This window comes from Flavobacterium algicola (assembly GCF_022399565.1).
Classification (GTDB): Bacteria; Bacteroidota; Bacteroidia; order Flavobacteriales; family Flavobacteriaceae; genus Flavobacterium; species Flavobacterium algicola.
In genome coordinates this window covers 822,985-839,498 of the sequence record NZ_JAJTUT010000001.1, presented here as the reverse complement: position 1 = coordinate 839,498, position 16,514 = coordinate 822,985, and the positions used below count along the sequence as shown (strand labels likewise).

Genomic DNA, 16,514 nt, shown 5'->3' with positions numbered 1-16,514 from the left:
TAATTCAATGCCTTTTATTTATAGATTAGTGTATATAATTCCTTTAACATTAGTATGATGGCAATAATAAATGCAGTCCTTGCAAAGAATTTAGTTTTTGGGAATTCTTCCAGAGTTTTTTCAACTAATAGAAGATCTGCTTTTGATTTAGCAAACGCAATTCGCTCTATTTCATCAATCAATTGATTATATTTGATCCACCCACCTTTTTTATAAATATCAATTCCTTTATCAGTTAGCCTATAACCTTTATTAAAATTTTGTATTACCTTATTTTCATGTATTAATAGTTTAATCATAGCATGGAATTTAATATGATCTTCGCTATTTAAATTATTAGAATTTATATTTGATAAGAAGTCATCTTCTTCTCTAAATGTTTTTAGAAATTCATCTATTTTTATATCTGTCATAATTGATTATTAATGTATTAATTGATGTTTAGAAGTTTCAGTATTAGAATTTCTCCCCTATTATTCTAAAGTAAATTTATTCTGGTGCGATAATTTTACTAAATTCTCGCATATTTTTTGACTTCAGTCATTCGCTTAATTATTTAGGTATATACCTAAAATATGATGAATAAACATAAATTAATATAATATGCAATCTGTAATCGCTTTACCAAATATATAATTTATTCCTACCAAAATATTGAAAACAGTACAAATCTTACTCAATAGCCCTGATCGGAACGGCATCCTCTTGTATGTTCTTAATCCCGAACTATCGGGATTAAGAACATACAAGAGATATAGTGTAGAGCAGGAGGATAGTTCTCAAAAAACACGATACTTCTGCTCATAAAAATCACTAATAAAAGCGGTTGAACTAGCGTTAAATTTTAATTAATTAGAAAGGGTTTCGCTTTTATAAGTCGTTATTTTGCATAAAAATTGTTGCAATGGGTTTTAAGTTATTATTTTTCTTCGCTCTCTTATTAATTGTGGAGGTCTATGCCTACCAGGCATTCAAAACACTTTTAAGAGGGAAGTGGATGTTGATTGGTTATGTAATTATAAGCATACTGCTTTTCATATATATTGCCTATTCTTTGATGAGCTTTGATCGCTCGGTGGGGCAGACGAAGCAAACCATGTTTACAATGGGTTTGATGTTATTGGTTTTTGTTCCCAAAATTATTTTGGCTTTGGTGTTATTTGGTGAGGATATGTACCGATTGATTTCGGGTATGTTTCGCGCAGCTGTAGGCGATTCTTCAGAGGAGTTTTTGACCGCTCGACGAACCTTTGTGAGTCAAATTGGTTTGGGTTTGGCAGCTATTCCTTTCTTCTCATTAATCTACGGAATGACGATTGGTAAATACAATTTTAAAGTAATCAGGCAAACAATTCATTTTCCAGATTTACCAGAAGAATTTGATGGTTTTAGAATTACTCAAATTTCCGATGTTCATTCGGGGAGCTTTGATGATCCCGAAAAAATTAGCTATGCTATCGATTTGATAAACGAGCAAAACTCAGATATGATTTTGTTTACTGGGGATATCGTCAATACTCATGCTAAAGAAATGCATCCTTGGTTAGAAACCTTTAAGCGTATTCACAAACCTGCATATGGTAAATATTCGGTACTCGGAAATCATGATTACGGAGAGTACGTTGACTGGAAAACACAAAAGGAGAAGGACGATAATTTTGAAGCAATAAAAAGTTTATATGGTGAAATAGATTTTGAACTTTTATTGAATGAAAATCGTTTCATTGAAAAAAACGGTCAAAGAATTGCTTTGATTGGTGTCGAAAACTGGGGACATAATTTTAAGAAAGTTGGCGATATCAATAAGGCTTCAAAAGGGGTTGCGCAAGAAGATTTTAAAATTGTGATGAGTCATGATCCTTCGCATTGGGATTATGAATTAAAACGTGATCCTAAAAACTACCATTTGACCTTGGCAGGACATACACATGGTATGCAATTTGGTATCGAGATTCCTGGTTATTTTAAGTGGAGCTTGGCACAATACATCTACCCGCAATGGGCAGGTTTGTATGAAACACTAGGGTGCTACGTGTATGTAAATCGCGGATTTGGTTTTCATGCTTACCCAGGAAGAGTAGGAATTATGCCTGAAATTACAGTGATTGAACTAAAAAAAGGGGAGAAAGTATCATAATTGGTTAAAAATGCTACATTTGTAAATTAATAGCTATTTTTTTAGTAGATTTATATATTAAAACGTTGATTTTATGTCAAAATTTGGAGAACTTATAAGCGCACAAGTGCCTGTGTTAATCGATTTTTACACAGAGTGGAATGAACCGTCTTTGTCGATGCACCCTGTTATTAAAGATGTGGCGGCTGCTTTAGGAGATAGAGCTAAGGTGATTAAAATTGATGTAGATAAAAATAAAGAACTTGCAGATGCATTGAGGATTAAAGGGCTACCTACTTTAATGATATACAAAGGCGGACAAATGATCTGGAGAAAATCTGGTGAGTTGGATGCCAATAGTATTATTGCAATTGTACAAGAGCAATTCTAGTACTTAATTATTGTAATGTAGCGTACTGAAACTGCTGCTGATCAATATAATCCAATACTTTTGGTAGTGTGTATTTCAAATTTGGAAATGCCTTAACACTATCATGAAATACAATAATACTTCCTGGTTGAATGTTAGAGATTACATTGTCAAGACATTTTTCTTTTGTAATAGTGACGTCAAAATCGGCGCTAAGTACATCCCACATGATTATTTTATACCCTTGTCCTTTTAAGGCATTGATCTGCTTTGTAGTTACTTTTCCATAAGGCGGACGAAACAGTGTAGATGGCAGATTGCTATCTTCTATCTGTTGCTTTTTAATAATTTGAGCACACTCTGCTACATTTTCTAGATAATTCTCTGTAGTAGTCGACCAGCCATTAAGGTGATTGTTGGTGTGATTGCCTATAGCGTGCTTGTTGTGTATTATCTTTCTAAATAAATCAGGTTGTGCTTCAATGTTTTTACCAATACAGAAAAAAGTAGCTTTTGCATTGTGCGCTTTTAATTGATCGAGTACCCAAGAAGTTATTTCGGGTGTGGGACCATCATCAAAGGTGAGGTAAATTTGTTTCCTATCATTCGGAATATCCCAAACGTATTTAGAAAAAATCTTTTTAATTATCGAATTTGTTTTTACCCAATAAAAGCTCATATTCATTAATTTTCTTTGTGACTTTAAGATACAAAAAAATGCAGCAATCTATAAAAGATTTGCTGCATTTTTTCATGCTCTTTACTATTTTTTATTACATTTTATCTCGGCCAAAGCGAGCGAACATTTCGTTGTACGTATTAAATGTTTTTCTGTTCTTCTCGTAAAAATCAAGATCACCATTTGATTGCATCACTATTATTAAGCTTCTATAACGTTCAATATCTGTAATAATATCTACTGCAATATCAGATTGCTCTGTCGGATTTAATTTGCTGTAGTAACTCAAGTTTTCTTGGTATTTCTTCATCAACTTATTAAGCAAGTCTTGCGCTTTGGCTACGTCATTTGTTTGGTAGTATCCTTTTGCAAAAGGTTCTACTAGTGAGTAGTATCCAAATTTATCTAGAGGCATTTTGGTCATTGCTAATTCGATTACTTTTTTAGCTTTGTCTATTTTTCCTTCTTCGATCAATTTGTCCATCAAACGGGCAAGATTGGTTCTGTAAGTGATACTTTCTCTTCTTGTTTCTGGGTCATGGTAAATTTTATCACTTTCGCTATTACCCCAATCCCAAGCCATAATGATTTTGTACATTTTTTCAGAGTCGATTTGCCCCATATCCAGTGGGCTTCCGTCTTTTGAGATCGGTGTTTTAATAGGTACCAATTTATAAACCATTCCGTCTAGTTGTAAGTACTCTTTCATCCAAAGATAATCTTCGGCGTCATAAGCACCACCGCTAAAGTAAACCGGTCTTTTCCAGTTGTTATTCAAAATGAAATCCAACATCATCAATCGGTTTTTGTACAACGCGCTTCCTTTGATGTCAATATCAATATAAGGAACAATAGAATCGTATTGACTTGGATTCACGACCTTGTTTTTGATTATTACATTTTTGTCAATATTAAGTCTTAATTTATTAGTAGGAAAGTAATGTATCGTTTGACCATTTTGCATTCCTACCGTTGATTTTGGATCTTTAATGAATTCCAATATCGTCTCTAAATCTTTGCGACTTTCGATTTTAGGAATATAAGCGACATAATCTAACTTATCTCCAACATATTGATCGTGTGTAAATGAGATCGGTAAACCATCCGATTCATATGTTTTCATCTTCATTTGATCAATGTACCAGTCGGTCATAAATAAGCTGGTGTTGACGATCTTAATATCTGTTCGAATTTTTTCAATTTCTTGCGCATACCATAATGGGAACGTATCATTGTCACCAATGGTAAATAATACTGCGTTGGGTTCACAGGAGTTCAAGTACGCTTTCGCCATTGATAATGCAGTGTATTTATCAGATCGGTCGTGATCGTCCCAGTTCTGAGCCGCCATGATTACCGGAGCGGCCAACAAACTAGCAGAAATGATAATAGGTCCTGCTACTTTTGGAGATAAATACGTTTGTAAGCTTTCGTATAGTGAGTAAACGCCAAGTCCTATCCAGATTGCAAATACATAAAAGGAACCAACAAGAGCGTAATCTCTTTCTCTCGGTTCAAATGGTCTTTCGTTAAGATAAATCTTCAAAGCAAGACCCATAAATAAAAAGAGCATTAGTAAAACATAGAAACTTTTTCTCTCCTTACTAGCATGAAACATGATTCCGATCAATCCTAGAATAAACGGAATGAAGTAATATGTATTTCTTCCCTTATTATTTAAAACATCCGAAGGTAAATTCGTTTGGGGTCCTAAATGAATTCCGTCTATGAAATCAATTCCACTCAACCAATTTCCGTCCATTGTATCGTATCTACCTTGGTTGTCACTTTGTCTTCCAACAAAATTCCACATTAGGTATCTCCAGTACATATAACCAAATTGATATTCGACCATAAAACTCAAGTTGTCTGCAGTAGTAGGTTTCTCGATAATTAAATATTCACCATAGCTTTTTAAGAATTTCACATAACCATCGTTGTCAATTTGCTTTTGAGCATACGCCAATCTAAATTCAGATACCGTTTTCTCAACTTCATTTTTTAGTTGCGCAATAGCTTTGTTGTAATCCTCCTCAGAAATTTGGTCAGCAATAATTCCGTATTTTGATAAATCTTGCTCATACGGATAATTAGGGTTGATTTTGAACTCAGGTGGGTGGGTGAAGTTAATATAGTTTGCGATGTGCTCAGAACTCCACATTCTTGGTAAAAACGTTTTGTGGTAGTCATCACTATTTTGCACGGCATTTGTATAGTTGTTTACAATGACATATTTCCCTGTCTTGTAATCTCTCTCGTAGTTAGGTGCTTTGTCTAAATAAGGTTTGTCTGGGTCTAATCCTGCGAAAGTTTCTGTGTATTGAGGTCCGTAAAACAATGGATTTACACCATATTGTTCTCTATTATAGTATGCTAAAACTTCTGCAGCATCAGATGGTTTGTTTTCATTTATGACCGTATTGGCATTCGCTCTAATAGGTAGCATCATCCAAGTCGAAAAACCGATGAAAATAAATAAAACGCAAAGTAAAAGTGTATTATAGTGTACGTAGCCTTTATCTTTAGTGTATTTTAAGCTAAAGTAAAAGAATGCAATTAATACAATCGCAACTAAGATAGTACCAGAATCAAATGGCATACCGAAGCTGTTTACCATAAATATTTCACTTTTACCAAAGAAAGCCATGGTAAGAGGTAGTAATAATTTAAATATAAATAATAACACAGAGACAACAACTACATTGGCAATAATGAAGTTTTTGACAGTTATCGTTTTGTAATTTTTAAAATAATACAATAAACCAATAGAAGGAATGGTAAGCAGCGCCATGAAGTGAACTCCAAATGAAAGTCCGATCACAAGTGAAATAACCAACAACCATCTATTGCCGCGTGGAGTATTCATTTCTTGTTCCCAACGCAATCCTAACCAGAAAAGCAAAGCGATAAATAAAGAAGCCATTGCATACACCTCGGCTTCAACTGCATTGTACCAAAAACTATCAGAAAAAGTGTAGGCTAGGGCACCAACAAATGAACTTCCTAGTATTGCGATATAATTTTCTTGTGAAATTTCGTTTTCATTATCTGTACCAATCATCTTTTTTAGAATCATAGTAGACGACCAGAACATAAATAATATAGTAAAGGCACTAGAAAAGACAGATGTCATATTTACCATAAGTGCGATATGCTGAATGTCTGTGGCAAACATGGCAAAGAATGCACCGATCATTTGGAATAGAGGCGCTCCAGGAGGATGTCCAACCTCCAACTTTGCAGAAGTTGCTATGTATTCTCCACAATCCCAAAAACTCATAGTTGGTTCAACGGTTAAACTATAGGTTACTAATGCTATCACAAAAGTGATCCAACCTATTATAGTGTTCCATTTGTTGAAATTGAATGCTGCCTTATTCATGTATCAAAATTTAGTTATATTTTTAATTTGCAAAGAAAATGTTTTTTTATGGAAACTAAAGGTGATTAACAAAAAATTCTAGGAAACTAGCGGTAAAAGGTAAATAGTTGATTTATAGATTATTCGATTAATATTGAAAGGTCGTTTGAAAAAAAAATGAAATTTTTCAATAAAAAGTGCTCAAAAAGTTTGTAGAAGCTAAATATTATTATAAATTTGCACCCGCAATAAGGAATTATTGGTCTATGGTGTAATGGTAACACAACTGTTTTTGGTGCAGTCGTTCAAGGTTCGAGTCCTTGTAGACCAACAAAAAAGCTTCTCAGTCGAGAAGCTTTTTTTATGAGTTAAATTTAACGTTAAATCCAGGCATTCGTTTAGCAATTGATTTTATATTAGTCGCTATATGAGCTCAAAATCAATCAAAAGACAAGTTTTTTTGAGTGATTGACAAAGATTTTTTGTAAGAAAAATATTTGTTTTTTTGTTTTAGAGAATAAGATGTGGTCTTGTGACCATGAATTTCTTCTAAATTATAAAAAAAACACTATATTTGCACCGTTATTTATTAAAATCTAGATAATGAGGGGACTAATAGTCCCCTCTTTTTATAAAAATATGGTGTTTAAAGAAAAAATAAATTCATTGCTACTAGAGGCACTTTCAGATAAGCCATCGCTTTTCTTGATTGATGTTGTAATCACAGATGCTTTTAAAGTTATCGTGACAATTGATGGTGATGATGGAGTAGTTTTACAAGATTGTATTGATGTAAGTAGAGCTGTTGAGGCTAATCTTGATCGTGAAGAACAAGATTTTTCATTGGAAGTAGCTTCTTTTGGAGTTGGCGGACCGCTGAAATTTGTTAGACAATACAAAAAAAATGTGGGTAGAACCTTGATTGTGAAAACAGAGACTGAAAATATTGAAGCAGAATTGGTGGAAGCTAATGATGATTTTGTAATTTTGGCATGGGAAGCAAGAGAACCGAAGAAATTGGGTAAAGGAAAGGAAACAGTTCAAAAAAGACTGGAACTATCGTACGGAGATATAAAAGAAGCAATTGTTACAGTAACATTTTAATTAAAGAATTCGCATGGAAAATTTAGCATTAATCGATTCATTTTCAGAGTTTAAAGATGATAAACTTATTGATCGTGTAACGCTTATGGCAATTTTAGAAGATGTATTTAGAAATGCATTGAAGAAAAAATACGGTTCAGATGACAATTTTGATATTATTATAAATCCTGATAAAGGAGATATGGAAATATGGAGAAGAAGAGTTATCGTTGCTGATGAAGACCTAGATTTTGAAAACGAAGAAATTACGCTTACTGAAGCAAGAAAAATTGAGGCCGATTTTGAAATCGGAGAAGAGGTTTCTGAAGAAGTAAAATTGATTGATTTAGGAAGAAGAGCTATTTTGGCTTTGCGTCAAAACTTGATTTCTAAAATTCATGAACATGATAATACAAATCTTTACAAGCAATTTAAAGATTTAATTGGCGATATTTACACCGCAGAAGTGCATCATGTACGTCCAAGAGTTGTAATTTTGGTGGATGATGAAGGAAACGAAATCGTTTTGCCAAAAGAAAAGCAAATTCCATCTGACTTTTTCCGTAAGGGAGATAATGTGCGTGGAATTATCGAAAGCGTTGAATTAAAAGGAAACAAACCTCAAATTATTATGTCTAGAACTTCTGAGAAGTTTTTAGAAAAATTATTTGAACAAGAAATTCCAGAAGTTTTTGACGGTTTAATTATGGTTAAGAACGTAGTAAGAATTCCAGGTGAAAAAGCAAAAGTAGCTGTAGAAACTTACGACGATAGAATTGATCCAGTTGGTGCTTGTGTAGGTATGAAAGGATCACGTATTCACGGAATCGTTCGTGAATTAGGAAATGAAAATATAGATGTTATTAATTTTACAAGTAACATTCAATTATATATTACAAGAGCATTAAGCCCTGCAAAAGTTTCTTCAATTAAAATCAATGAAGAAACAAAGAGAGCTGAAGTGTTTTTGAAGTTAGAAGAAGTATCTAAGGCTATTGGTCGTGGAGGGCATAACATCAGATTAGCAGGTCAATTGACTGGTTATGAATTAGATGTTATTCGTGAAGGTGATGTGGCTGGAGCTACTGCAGATGAGGATGATGTTGAGTTGACAGAATTCTCAGATGAGATAGAAGCGTGGGTAATCGAAGAATTTGCCAAAATTGGTTTGGATACAGCAAAAAGTATCTTAGCTCAAGAGGTAAATGATTTGGTTAGAAGAACAGACCTAGAAGAGGAAACGATTCTAGATGTAATGAAAATATTGAAAGAAGAATTTGAGAGTTAGCCTCCAAATACTTCTAGCAACACAACGAAAAAGGTAATATTAAAAAGGTTTTATGTCTGAAGAGAGAATTATTAGAATAAACAAAGTTTTAAGAGAATTGAATATTTCTTTAGAAAGAGCTGTGGATTATCTGAAAGATAAAGGGATTAGCATTGAGTCTAACCCTAACACAAAAATTTCTGATAATGAATACAAGGTCTTGTGCGGTCAATTTGCTGGTGACAAAGGAAAGAAAGAAGCTTCAAAAGAAGTAGGGGAAGAAAGAAGGAAAGAAAAAGAGGCTTTGCGTGTAGAAAGAGAAAATGAAATAGAAGACAAACGCAAACACGATGAAGAGGAACGCTTGAAACAACAAGAAGTAATCAAAGCGAGAGCTGTAGTTACGGGACCTGTTCAAGTAGGTAAAATTGATCTTAATCCTAAGAAGGCTGCTCCTGTGAAAGCAGTTGTGGAACCGGTCAAAGAAAAAGAGGTCGTGAAACCTGTTGAAGTAACCAAAGAGAAAGTGGTTGCAGAGAAGGTTGAGCCAAAAGAAGTTGTAGCAGAAAAACCTGTTTCAGACAAAAAAGAACCTAAACCTGTAGTTGTTGAGCCAGTTGAAACTAAAAAGGAAACTCCAAAAGTAGAAGTGAAAGCTCCTGCAACAGATGAAGCTCCTGTAGAAGAAGCGATCACTACTCAATATCAAAAATTGTCGGGTGCTAAATTAACAGGTCAAACTATTGACTTGTCTCAATTTAACAAGCCTAAAAAGAAAAAGGAAGAGCCAAAAATTACGCCTAATAAACCAGGTGCTGCAGGTGCAAACGCTGCAAATAAAAATAAACGTAAAAGAATCGCTCCAAAACCTGGAACACCAAGACCTCCTGGGGTTCCTGGTGCACCAAATCCTAACAAAATTACGCCTAACACTGGTGGTGGTGGATTTAATGCTAACAGAAGTTCTAGACCTGGATTTGTAAAAGGAAACAGACCAGCTATTGTTGCAAAGGTTGAGCCTACGGAAGAAGAAGTTAAAAATCAAATTCGTGAGACTCTAGAGAAACTACAAGGTAAAAAAGGTGGTAAATCGAAAGCGGCGAAATATAGAAGAGACAAGCGTGATACGCACCGTCAAAAATCTGATGATGAGCAAAGAGCATTAGATGAAGGTAGTAAAACTATTAAAGTAACAGAATTTGTTACTGTTGGTGAAATTGCTATTATGATGGATGTGCCGATTACTAAAGTAATTGGAACTTGTATGTCACTTGGAATCATGGTTACCATGAACCAACGTTTGGATGCAGAAACATTAACAATTGTTGCTGATGAATTTGGTTATGAAGTTGAATTCATAACTGTAGATATCGAAGAAGCAATCGAAGTTGTAGAAGATAAAGAAGAAGATTTAGTATTTAGAGCGCCTATCGTTACAGTAATGGGTCACGTCGATCACGGTAAGACCTCTTTACTAGATTATATTCGTAAAGAAAATGTAATTGCAGGTGAGTCTGGAGGTATTACACAGCACATTGGTGCATATGGAGTAACTTTAGATAGTGGTCAAAAAATCGCATTCTTAGATACACCAGGTCACGAGGCGTTTACAGCGATGCGTGCCCGTGGAGCTCAAGTTACCGATATTGCAATTATTGTAATTGCGGCAGATGATGACATCATGCCACAAACAAAAGAGGCTATCTCTCACGCTCAAGCTGCAGGTGTGCCAATCATCTTTGCAATCAACAAAATTGATAAGCCCAACTCTAATGTTGAGAAAATCAAGGAACGTTTGGCAAGCATGAACTTACTAGTAGAGGACTGGGGTGGAAAAATCCAATCTCATGATATCTCTGCAAAAGTAGGTACTGGAGTACAAGAATTATTAGAGAAAGTTTTATTAGAAGCTGAGATTTTAGATCTAAAATCTAATCCAAATAAAGCAGCTCAAGGAACGGTTGTAGAAGCGTTCTTAGATAAAGGTAAAGGGTATGTATCGACAATCTTAGTACAACATGGTACTTTGAAAATTGGAGATTATATGTTGGCTGGTAAACATCACGGTAAGATCAAAGCCATGCATGATGAAAGAGGAAATTCAGTATTAGTTGCTGGTCCTTCAACTCCTGTATCCGTTTTAGGTTTAGATGGGGCTGCAACTGCAGGTGATAAGTTCAATATTTTTGAAGACGAAAAAGAAGCAAAACAAATTGCTGCTAAACGTTCTCAATTAATGCGTGAACAATCTGTACGTACACAACGTCATATTACACTTGATGAAATCGGACGTCGTATCGCTCTTGGTCAATTTAAAGAATTGAACGTAATCCTTAAAGGAGATGTTGATGGATCTGTTGAAGCATTATCTGATTCGTTCTCTAAATTGTCTACTGAAGAAATTCAAATTAATATCATACATAAAGGTGTTGGAGCAATTACGGAAACTGACGTTATGTTGGCTTCTGCTTCTGATGCGATCATTATCGGATTTAATGTTCGTCCTGCTGGAAACGCAAGACAATTGGCTGATAAAGAAGAAATCGACATCCGTTACTACTCTATTATTTACGCAGCTATCGATGACTTGAAAGATGCAATGGAAGGAATGTTAGCTCCAGAGATGAAAGAAGAAGTACTTGGTACTGCAGAAATTAGAGAATTGTTTAAAATCTCTAAAGTAGGTACTATTGCAGGTTGTATGGTTATGGATGGTAAAATTCAACGTAATGCCAAAATCAGAATTATCCGTGAAGGTGTTGTGGTTCATGAAGGTGAGCTAATCGCATTGAAACGTTTCAAAGACGATGTGAAAGAAGTAGCCAAAGGTTATGACTGTGGTATCCAAGTAAAAGGTTACAACGATGTTGAAGAAAGAGATGTTATTGAATGTTACCATGAGGTAGCAATCAAGAAAAAACTGAAATAGAATATATTCAGTTTATAAATATAAAAATCCCGAGCAATCGGGATTTTTTTTGTTTGATATAGAAAGAGGGAAATTGTAGTAATGGTCCTTTTAGAGTTAATCTATCTTTTTAGAAGCTGTTTCCTGCTATTTGTTTTAAACGAAGTTTACTGAACTCTTAGTAAAAATAAAAGAATAATGAAGTAATATTTTGCGGGCCAAAGGCCAGCCCCCAAAATATTAGAGCTAAGATTAAATAGCTATCAAAAGGATAAGGTACGATGGATAAATTTGCCCGAATTGTAAGCTTTCTTTTTTCGATATATTTTGCTAAAAAGATCTTCATCTCATTATGGAATCCCTAAACTAAGAAGTACAATTTCTACAGTAGATAGATACGTCCTATTTTAGGTTTTGCATTGTATGTAAAATATGTTTACAGTTAAATAGTAAACTTTGCTTTATTATATTAATCCTGATTTATAAAGTATAGAGGCTGATCGTAATTTGCAATGCGTAGTAGTGCATTAAAAATATACTTTGAAACAATTGCTCCGCCTTCACTGTTGATAAGATCGATATCATCTTCAGGCGTGTGATATTGTGGGTGCCCCCCAGTGTGGAAACCAATACTAGAAATATTCTTTTTATAAAAAGAAACATGATCCGATCCTCCAACTTCACCCGCATGTACAATGAGGTTTAATCCAGTATTATTCCCGAGTTCTTTCATTAGGGCAACTCCATCAGGAAAAGTTCCAGCGCCGCCCATATATAAATGCTTGTTTGCATTTAATCTTCCTACCATATCCATGTTGATCATCAGCTTTACTTTTTCTTTCGAAACTGGTAAATGATTGACAAAATAGTTTGACCCTATTAAACCTTGTTCTTCTCCGCTAAAAGCTATGAAGATAATACTTCTTTTGGGTTTTGTTTTTAAATGAGAAATCTCTTCAAGAATTGAGAGTAGGGCAGCAACACCAGATGCATTATCGTCTGCGCCATTGTGTATGGCTATAGTGTCTTTTCTTTTGCTTCCCGAACCTTGTCCTCCCCAGCCCCAGTGATCGTAGTGTGCACCTATTACAATAAACTCTTTTTTCGATACAGAATCAGATCCCTCTATGTATCCTACAACATTTTGAGTAATAACCGTATCTGATATCATTTTGTTAATATCTGCTTTTACAAATAGCTTAAATGGCTGGTAATACGAATTGTCGTAGCTGCTTAAATCATTTTTCTTAAAATACTTTTTAATGTATTTAGCAGCTTTGTTATTCTGTTTTGTTCCAGGAAAACGACCTTCCATCTTATCAGAGGATAAATATTTGTCGTGTTTGTAGAACGTATTGGCGTTGATGCCTTCCTGAGCTAGTGATTTTGTATTTAGAAATAATGAAATAAGAGTTAATACGATAATATTATGTTTCTGAAATAACATGCTTTATTGAGTATTTTTTAAGGTACTAATTGTCGGTTGAAGAAATAGACTATAAATTAAAAATTCAAATTATTACTTTGTAATAACTTGAATTTTTTAAGATTTTAAACTGTTGTTGCGGAATTTGGAGAAATTAAAATATCTTTCTCGTACACATTAATGGTCATTTCGTCATTTCCATCTAATGTAAAAGTACTGCCATTAGCAGTGACTGCAACTTTTACTATTTGGTTACGGAAATTAATTTTAAATGAATATCCTTCCCACTCTTTTGGAATCTTTGGTGTAAAATGTAATTTGTTGTTTTTTACTCTCATACCTCCAAAACCTTCTACGATGCTCATCCATGTTCCTGCCATAGAGGTGATGTGGCAACCTTCTTCGACTTCTTTATTATAATCATCTAAGTCCAAACGAGATGTTCTTAGGTAAAATTTGTAAGCCATGTCCATCTTGTCTAATTTAGCTGCCTGAATCGAGTGTACGCAAGGTGAAAGTGAGCTTTCATGTACCGTGAATGATTCGTAAAACTCAAAATTGCGTTTTAATTCATCAATTGTGAAATGATCTTCAAAAAAGTAAAACCCCTGTAGTACGTCAGCCTGTTTGATATATGGCGAACGCAATACTCTGTCCCAAGACCATTTTTGATTAATTGGTCGTTGCGACTTGTCTAAATCTTTTACAGGAATTAAATCTTTATCTAAGAATCCGTCTTGTTGCAAGTAAATCCCTAGCTCTTCCGATTTTGGAAAATACATATTTTCTGCTACTTTTTTCCACTCTTTTAATTCAGCATCTGATAGTTTTACTTTTTCTATGATACGCTTATGGTCTTTCGGGTATTCTATAGCTACTTTTTGCAATTGTTCGTTGGTGTAATCAATACACCATTTGGCTATGTAATTTGTATAGAAATTATTGTTGATATTGTTCTCATATTCATTTGGTCCTGTTACTCCCAAAATCATATACTGATTCCTCTGAGTAGAAAAACTGGCTCTTTGGTGCCAAAAACGTGCAATTGCGATTAGTACTTCCAGACCTTTTTCAGGAATATAAGAATAGTCTCCTGTAAAGCGGTAGTAGTTGTAGATAGCGAAAGCAATGGCTCCATTACGGTGAATTTCTTCATGAGTAATTTCCCATTCATTATGGCATTCTTCTCCATTCATTGTCACCATCGGGTACAGTGCTGCTCCGTTATTGAAACCTAAATTTTGTTCGGCATTCTCAATCGCTTTGTTCAACTGATTATAGCGATAGGTTAATAAATTGCGGGCTACTTGTTGGTCTTTGGTAGCCATGTAAAACGGTATACAGTAAGCTTCGGTATCCCAATAGGTCGAACCGCCATATTTTTCACCTGTGAATCCTTTTGGGCCAATGTTCAGTCGGCTGTCTTTACCTAAGTAGGTTTGGTTCAGTTGAAAGATATTAAACCGTATTCCTTGTTGTGCTTTTATATCACCTTCAATAGTAATATCTGACATTTCCCAGATTTTTAACCAAGCCTCTTTTTGGTCTAACAATAATTGTTGGTACCCTATCTTTAACGCTTTTTGAATTGCATTTTCTGCGGCTTCTTGTGTATTCTCGTGATTGAGTGAAACGGTATAACCTCCCAGCTTTTGAATAGACGATTTTGAGTTTTTTACTACGTTGAGGGTGTAGCTAAATTGTGTTTTGTCTGCTGAGCTTTCTACATTATCAGGTTGTAGGTCTACAATTTTATCGTCTTCAAGTATGCTATTATGCATGAAGGTTGTGACCTTAAAATGAGTTTTGAATGTTTGTGCCGTTATAAATCCCTGGTTTTTATTGTTTTGAACATCTAGAGGCTCCCAGAATTTTTCTTCCCAATTGGTGTCTTCATTGGTGATTCCGGCGTCTATGTAGGGTCTATATGTTATTTTTGCGTCTTGATTTAAAGGTGTAATTTCATAACTGATAGCTCCTATCTCATCAAGATTTATAGATAGAAAACGTCGCGCATTGACTTTTACTTCAGTTCCATTTTGAAGAGTAGCTATAAAAGAACGGTTATGCCATCCTTCTTTCATATTTAATTCCCTGCGATAGTTTTCTACTTTAACGCATTTATTTAAATCAAGTGATTCTCCATTAATTTCGATATCGATTCCGATCCAGTTAGGAGCATTTAACACCTTAGCAAAATATTTCGGATAACCATTTTTCCACCATCCAACTTTAGTTTTATCGGGATAATAAATTCCAGCAATATAACTACCTTGAAAAGTTTCCCCTGAGTACTTTTCTTCAAAATTAGCACGTTGTCCCATAGCACCATTTCCAATACTAAATAGGCTTTCGGATGATTTTACTTTTTCTGGGTCGAAGCCTTCTTCTATAATAGACCAGTTGCTGGGTTGTATGTAATCTTGATTCATTTCTCGTTAATTTAGAATTGCTTTGGTAGTATTGATTGTTAAATTTTCTTGTGGATAAGAATATCTATAAAGTGAGTGTCTATATGTGTAAAGTCCTTAAAAACATATTTAGCTTCATGTAAAGTTTTTTCTTCGCCAATACCGACACTAATTATCTTTCCGATATTTGCAGCTTGGATTCCCGCAATAGAATCTTCAAATACAACTGAGTTCTCTGGAGTGCTGTTTAGCTTTTGTGCCGCTATTAAAAATACTTCAGGATCGGGCTTTGCATTAGTAACATCATTGCCATCTACAATTGCATCAAAATAGGAGAGTATCCCTGTTTTTTCGAGAATAGGCCTTGCGTTTTTACTGGCAGATCCAAGTGCTATTGGTTGGTTGATGGTTTTTAAATAGTGTAAAATTGGTAGTACCCCTGGTAAAATTTCGCTTTGGTCCATATCTACCAAACATAATAAATAATCCTCATTTTTTTGAATCAACCATTTTTCTTTGTCTTCTTGAGTCGCTTTTACTTCTCCAAGTTCCAGAATAATATCTAGTGACCTAATGCGACTTACACCTTTAAGAAGTTCATTGTGCTCGTGCGTAAAATTAATTCCAAGTTGATCTGCGATTTTCTTCCAAGCCAGAAAGTGATACTTTGCTGTATCTACAATTACTCCATCTAAGTCGAAAATAAAGGCTTTTTTTACTGTCATGATCTAGTTTAATTATCTGAATTTTTATTTAGCACTTATGGTAAATATAAAAATTTATTTATAAAGCTACCTTTATACAACGTAATAAAATTGATAATTAATACAATGGTTGCTATGCGTTTTAAAAAATGAGGGATTAGCTTTATTTGTACTTTATAATGCGCTTTT

11 protein-coding genes and 1 tRNA gene are annotated in these 16,514 nt (G+C 34.4%); 6 read left to right on the top strand and 6 right to left on the bottom strand.

Going from position 1 to position 16,514, the window contains the following annotated elements; genetic code table 11:
* Nucleotides 1-14: 14 nt before the first annotated feature.
* Nucleotides 15-413 (bottom strand): hypothetical protein, encoded by a 399-nt coding sequence (locus LXH21_RS03610; RefSeq protein ID WP_239862846.1) that lies wholly within the window; start codon nucleotides 411-413, stop codon nucleotides 15-17.
* Between the two features lie 491 nt (nucleotides 414-904).
* Between LXH21_RS03610 and LXH21_RS03605 the strand changes: the two genes are divergently transcribed.
* Complete coding sequence (locus LXH21_RS03605) at nucleotides 905-2,137, top strand: metallophosphoesterase (protein WP_239862845.1); 1,233 nt, start codon at nucleotides 905-907, stop codon at nucleotides 2,135-2,137.
* Nucleotides 2,138-2,210: 73 nt separating this feature from the next.
* Nucleotides 2,211-2,507, top strand: coding sequence for a thioredoxin family protein (locus tag LXH21_RS03600; RefSeq protein WP_239862844.1), 297 nt, complete (start codon nucleotides 2,211-2,213; stop codon nucleotides 2,505-2,507).
* A 7-nt stretch (nucleotides 2,508-2,514) separates the two neighbouring features.
* Here the strand turns inward: LXH21_RS03600 and LXH21_RS03595 are convergent, their stop codons facing one another.
* Together LXH21_RS03595 and LXH21_RS03590 are read right to left on the bottom strand one after the other, a co-directional pair.
* Nucleotides 2,515-3,165: a polysaccharide deacetylase family protein gene (locus tag LXH21_RS03595; protein WP_239862843.1), complete on the bottom strand. Its 651-nt coding sequence runs from the start codon at nucleotides 3,163-3,165 to the stop codon at nucleotides 2,515-2,517.
* Nucleotides 3,166-3,259: 94 nt separating this feature from the next.
* On the bottom strand, nucleotides 3,260-6,547 hold the full coding sequence (locus LXH21_RS03590; protein ID WP_239862842.1) for a DUF2723 domain-containing protein: 3,288 nt from the start codon (nucleotides 6,545-6,547) through the stop codon (nucleotides 3,260-3,262).
* 239 nt (nucleotides 6,548-6,786) lie between these two features.
* Between LXH21_RS03590 and LXH21_RS03585 the strand changes: the two genes are divergently transcribed.
* From LXH21_RS03585 to infB, 4 genes are all read left to right on the top strand, one after another.
* A tRNA-Gln gene (locus tag LXH21_RS03585) sits at nucleotides 6,787-6,857 on the top strand.
* A 308-nt stretch (nucleotides 6,858-7,165) separates the two neighbouring features.
* Entirely contained in the window at nucleotides 7,166-7,630 is a 465-nt protein-coding gene (gene rimP / locus LXH21_RS03580; RefSeq protein ID WP_239863680.1) for a ribosome assembly cofactor RimP, read from the top strand.
* 13 nt (nucleotides 7,631-7,643) lie between these two features.
* Entirely contained in the window at nucleotides 7,644-8,897 is a 1,254-nt protein-coding gene (gene nusA / locus LXH21_RS03575; protein ID WP_108739346.1) for a transcription termination factor NusA, read from the top strand.
* 52 nt (nucleotides 8,898-8,949) lie between these two features.
* The gene (infB, locus tag LXH21_RS03570; protein WP_239862841.1) at nucleotides 8,950-11,805 is read left to right on the top strand and encodes a translation initiation factor IF-2; all 2,856 of its coding nucleotides are present in this window, start codon (nucleotides 8,950-8,952) and stop codon (nucleotides 11,803-11,805) included.
* Between the two features lie 448 nt (nucleotides 11,806-12,253).
* Here infB and LXH21_RS03565 read toward each other — a convergent pair whose 3' ends face one another.
* The 3 genes from LXH21_RS03565 to pgmB all read right to left on the bottom strand — a co-directional run bounded on the left by LXH21_RS03565 (nucleotide 12,254) and on the right by pgmB (nucleotide 16,346).
* Nucleotides 12,254-13,231, bottom strand: a complete 978-nt coding sequence (locus LXH21_RS03565; protein WP_239862840.1) for a M28 family metallopeptidase — start codon at nucleotides 13,229-13,231, stop codon at nucleotides 12,254-12,256.
* Between the two features lie 104 nt (nucleotides 13,232-13,335).
* Nucleotides 13,336-15,642: a glycoside hydrolase family 65 protein gene (locus LXH21_RS03560; protein WP_239862838.1), complete on the bottom strand. Its 2,307-nt coding sequence runs from the start codon at nucleotides 15,640-15,642 to the stop codon at nucleotides 13,336-13,338.
* A gap of 38 nt (nucleotides 15,643-15,680) precedes the next feature.
* Entirely contained in the window at nucleotides 15,681-16,346 is a 666-nt protein-coding gene (gene pgmB / locus LXH21_RS03555; RefSeq protein ID WP_239862837.1) for a beta-phosphoglucomutase, read from the bottom strand.
* Between the last annotated feature and the right edge of the window lie 168 nt (nucleotides 16,347-16,514).

Excerpts from the sequence above, each read along its gene's own strand:
- LXH21_RS03600 (WP_239862844.1), top strand. The coding sequence starts at position 2,211 with ATGTCAAAATTTGGAGAACTTATAAGCGCACAAGTGCCTGTGTTAATC.
- rimP (WP_239863680.1), top strand. The coding sequence starts at position 7,166 with ATGGTGTTTAAAGAAAAAATAAATTCATTGCTACTAGAGGCACTTTCA.
- pgmB (WP_239862837.1), bottom strand. The coding sequence starts at position 16,346 with ATGACAGTAAAAAAAGCCTTTATTTTCGACTTAGATGGAGTAATTGTA.
- LXH21_RS03610 (WP_239862846.1), bottom strand. The coding sequence starts at position 413 with ATGACAGATATAAAAATAGATGAATTTCTAAAAACATTTAGAGAAGAA.
- nusA (WP_108739346.1), top strand. The coding sequence starts at position 7,644 with ATGGAAAATTTAGCATTAATCGATTCATTTTCAGAGTTTAAAGATGAT.
- LXH21_RS03595 (WP_239862843.1), bottom strand. The coding sequence starts at position 3,165 with ATGAGCTTTTATTGGGTAAAAACAAATTCGATAATTAAAAAGATTTTT.
- LXH21_RS03560 (WP_239862838.1), bottom strand. The coding sequence starts at position 15,642 with ATGAATCAAGATTACATACAACCCAGCAACTGGTCTATTATAGAAGAA.
- infB (WP_239862841.1), top strand. The coding sequence starts at position 8,950 with ATGTCTGAAGAGAGAATTATTAGAATAAACAAAGTTTTAAGAGAATTG.
- LXH21_RS03565 (WP_239862840.1), bottom strand. The coding sequence starts at position 13,231 with ATGTTATTTCAGAAACATAATATTATCGTATTAACTCTTATTTCATTA.
- LXH21_RS03590 (WP_239862842.1), bottom strand. The coding sequence starts at position 6,547 with ATGAATAAGGCAGCATTCAATTTCAACAAATGGAACACTATAATAGGT.
- LXH21_RS03605 (WP_239862845.1), top strand. The coding sequence starts at position 905 with ATGGGTTTTAAGTTATTATTTTTCTTCGCTCTCTTATTAATTGTGGAG.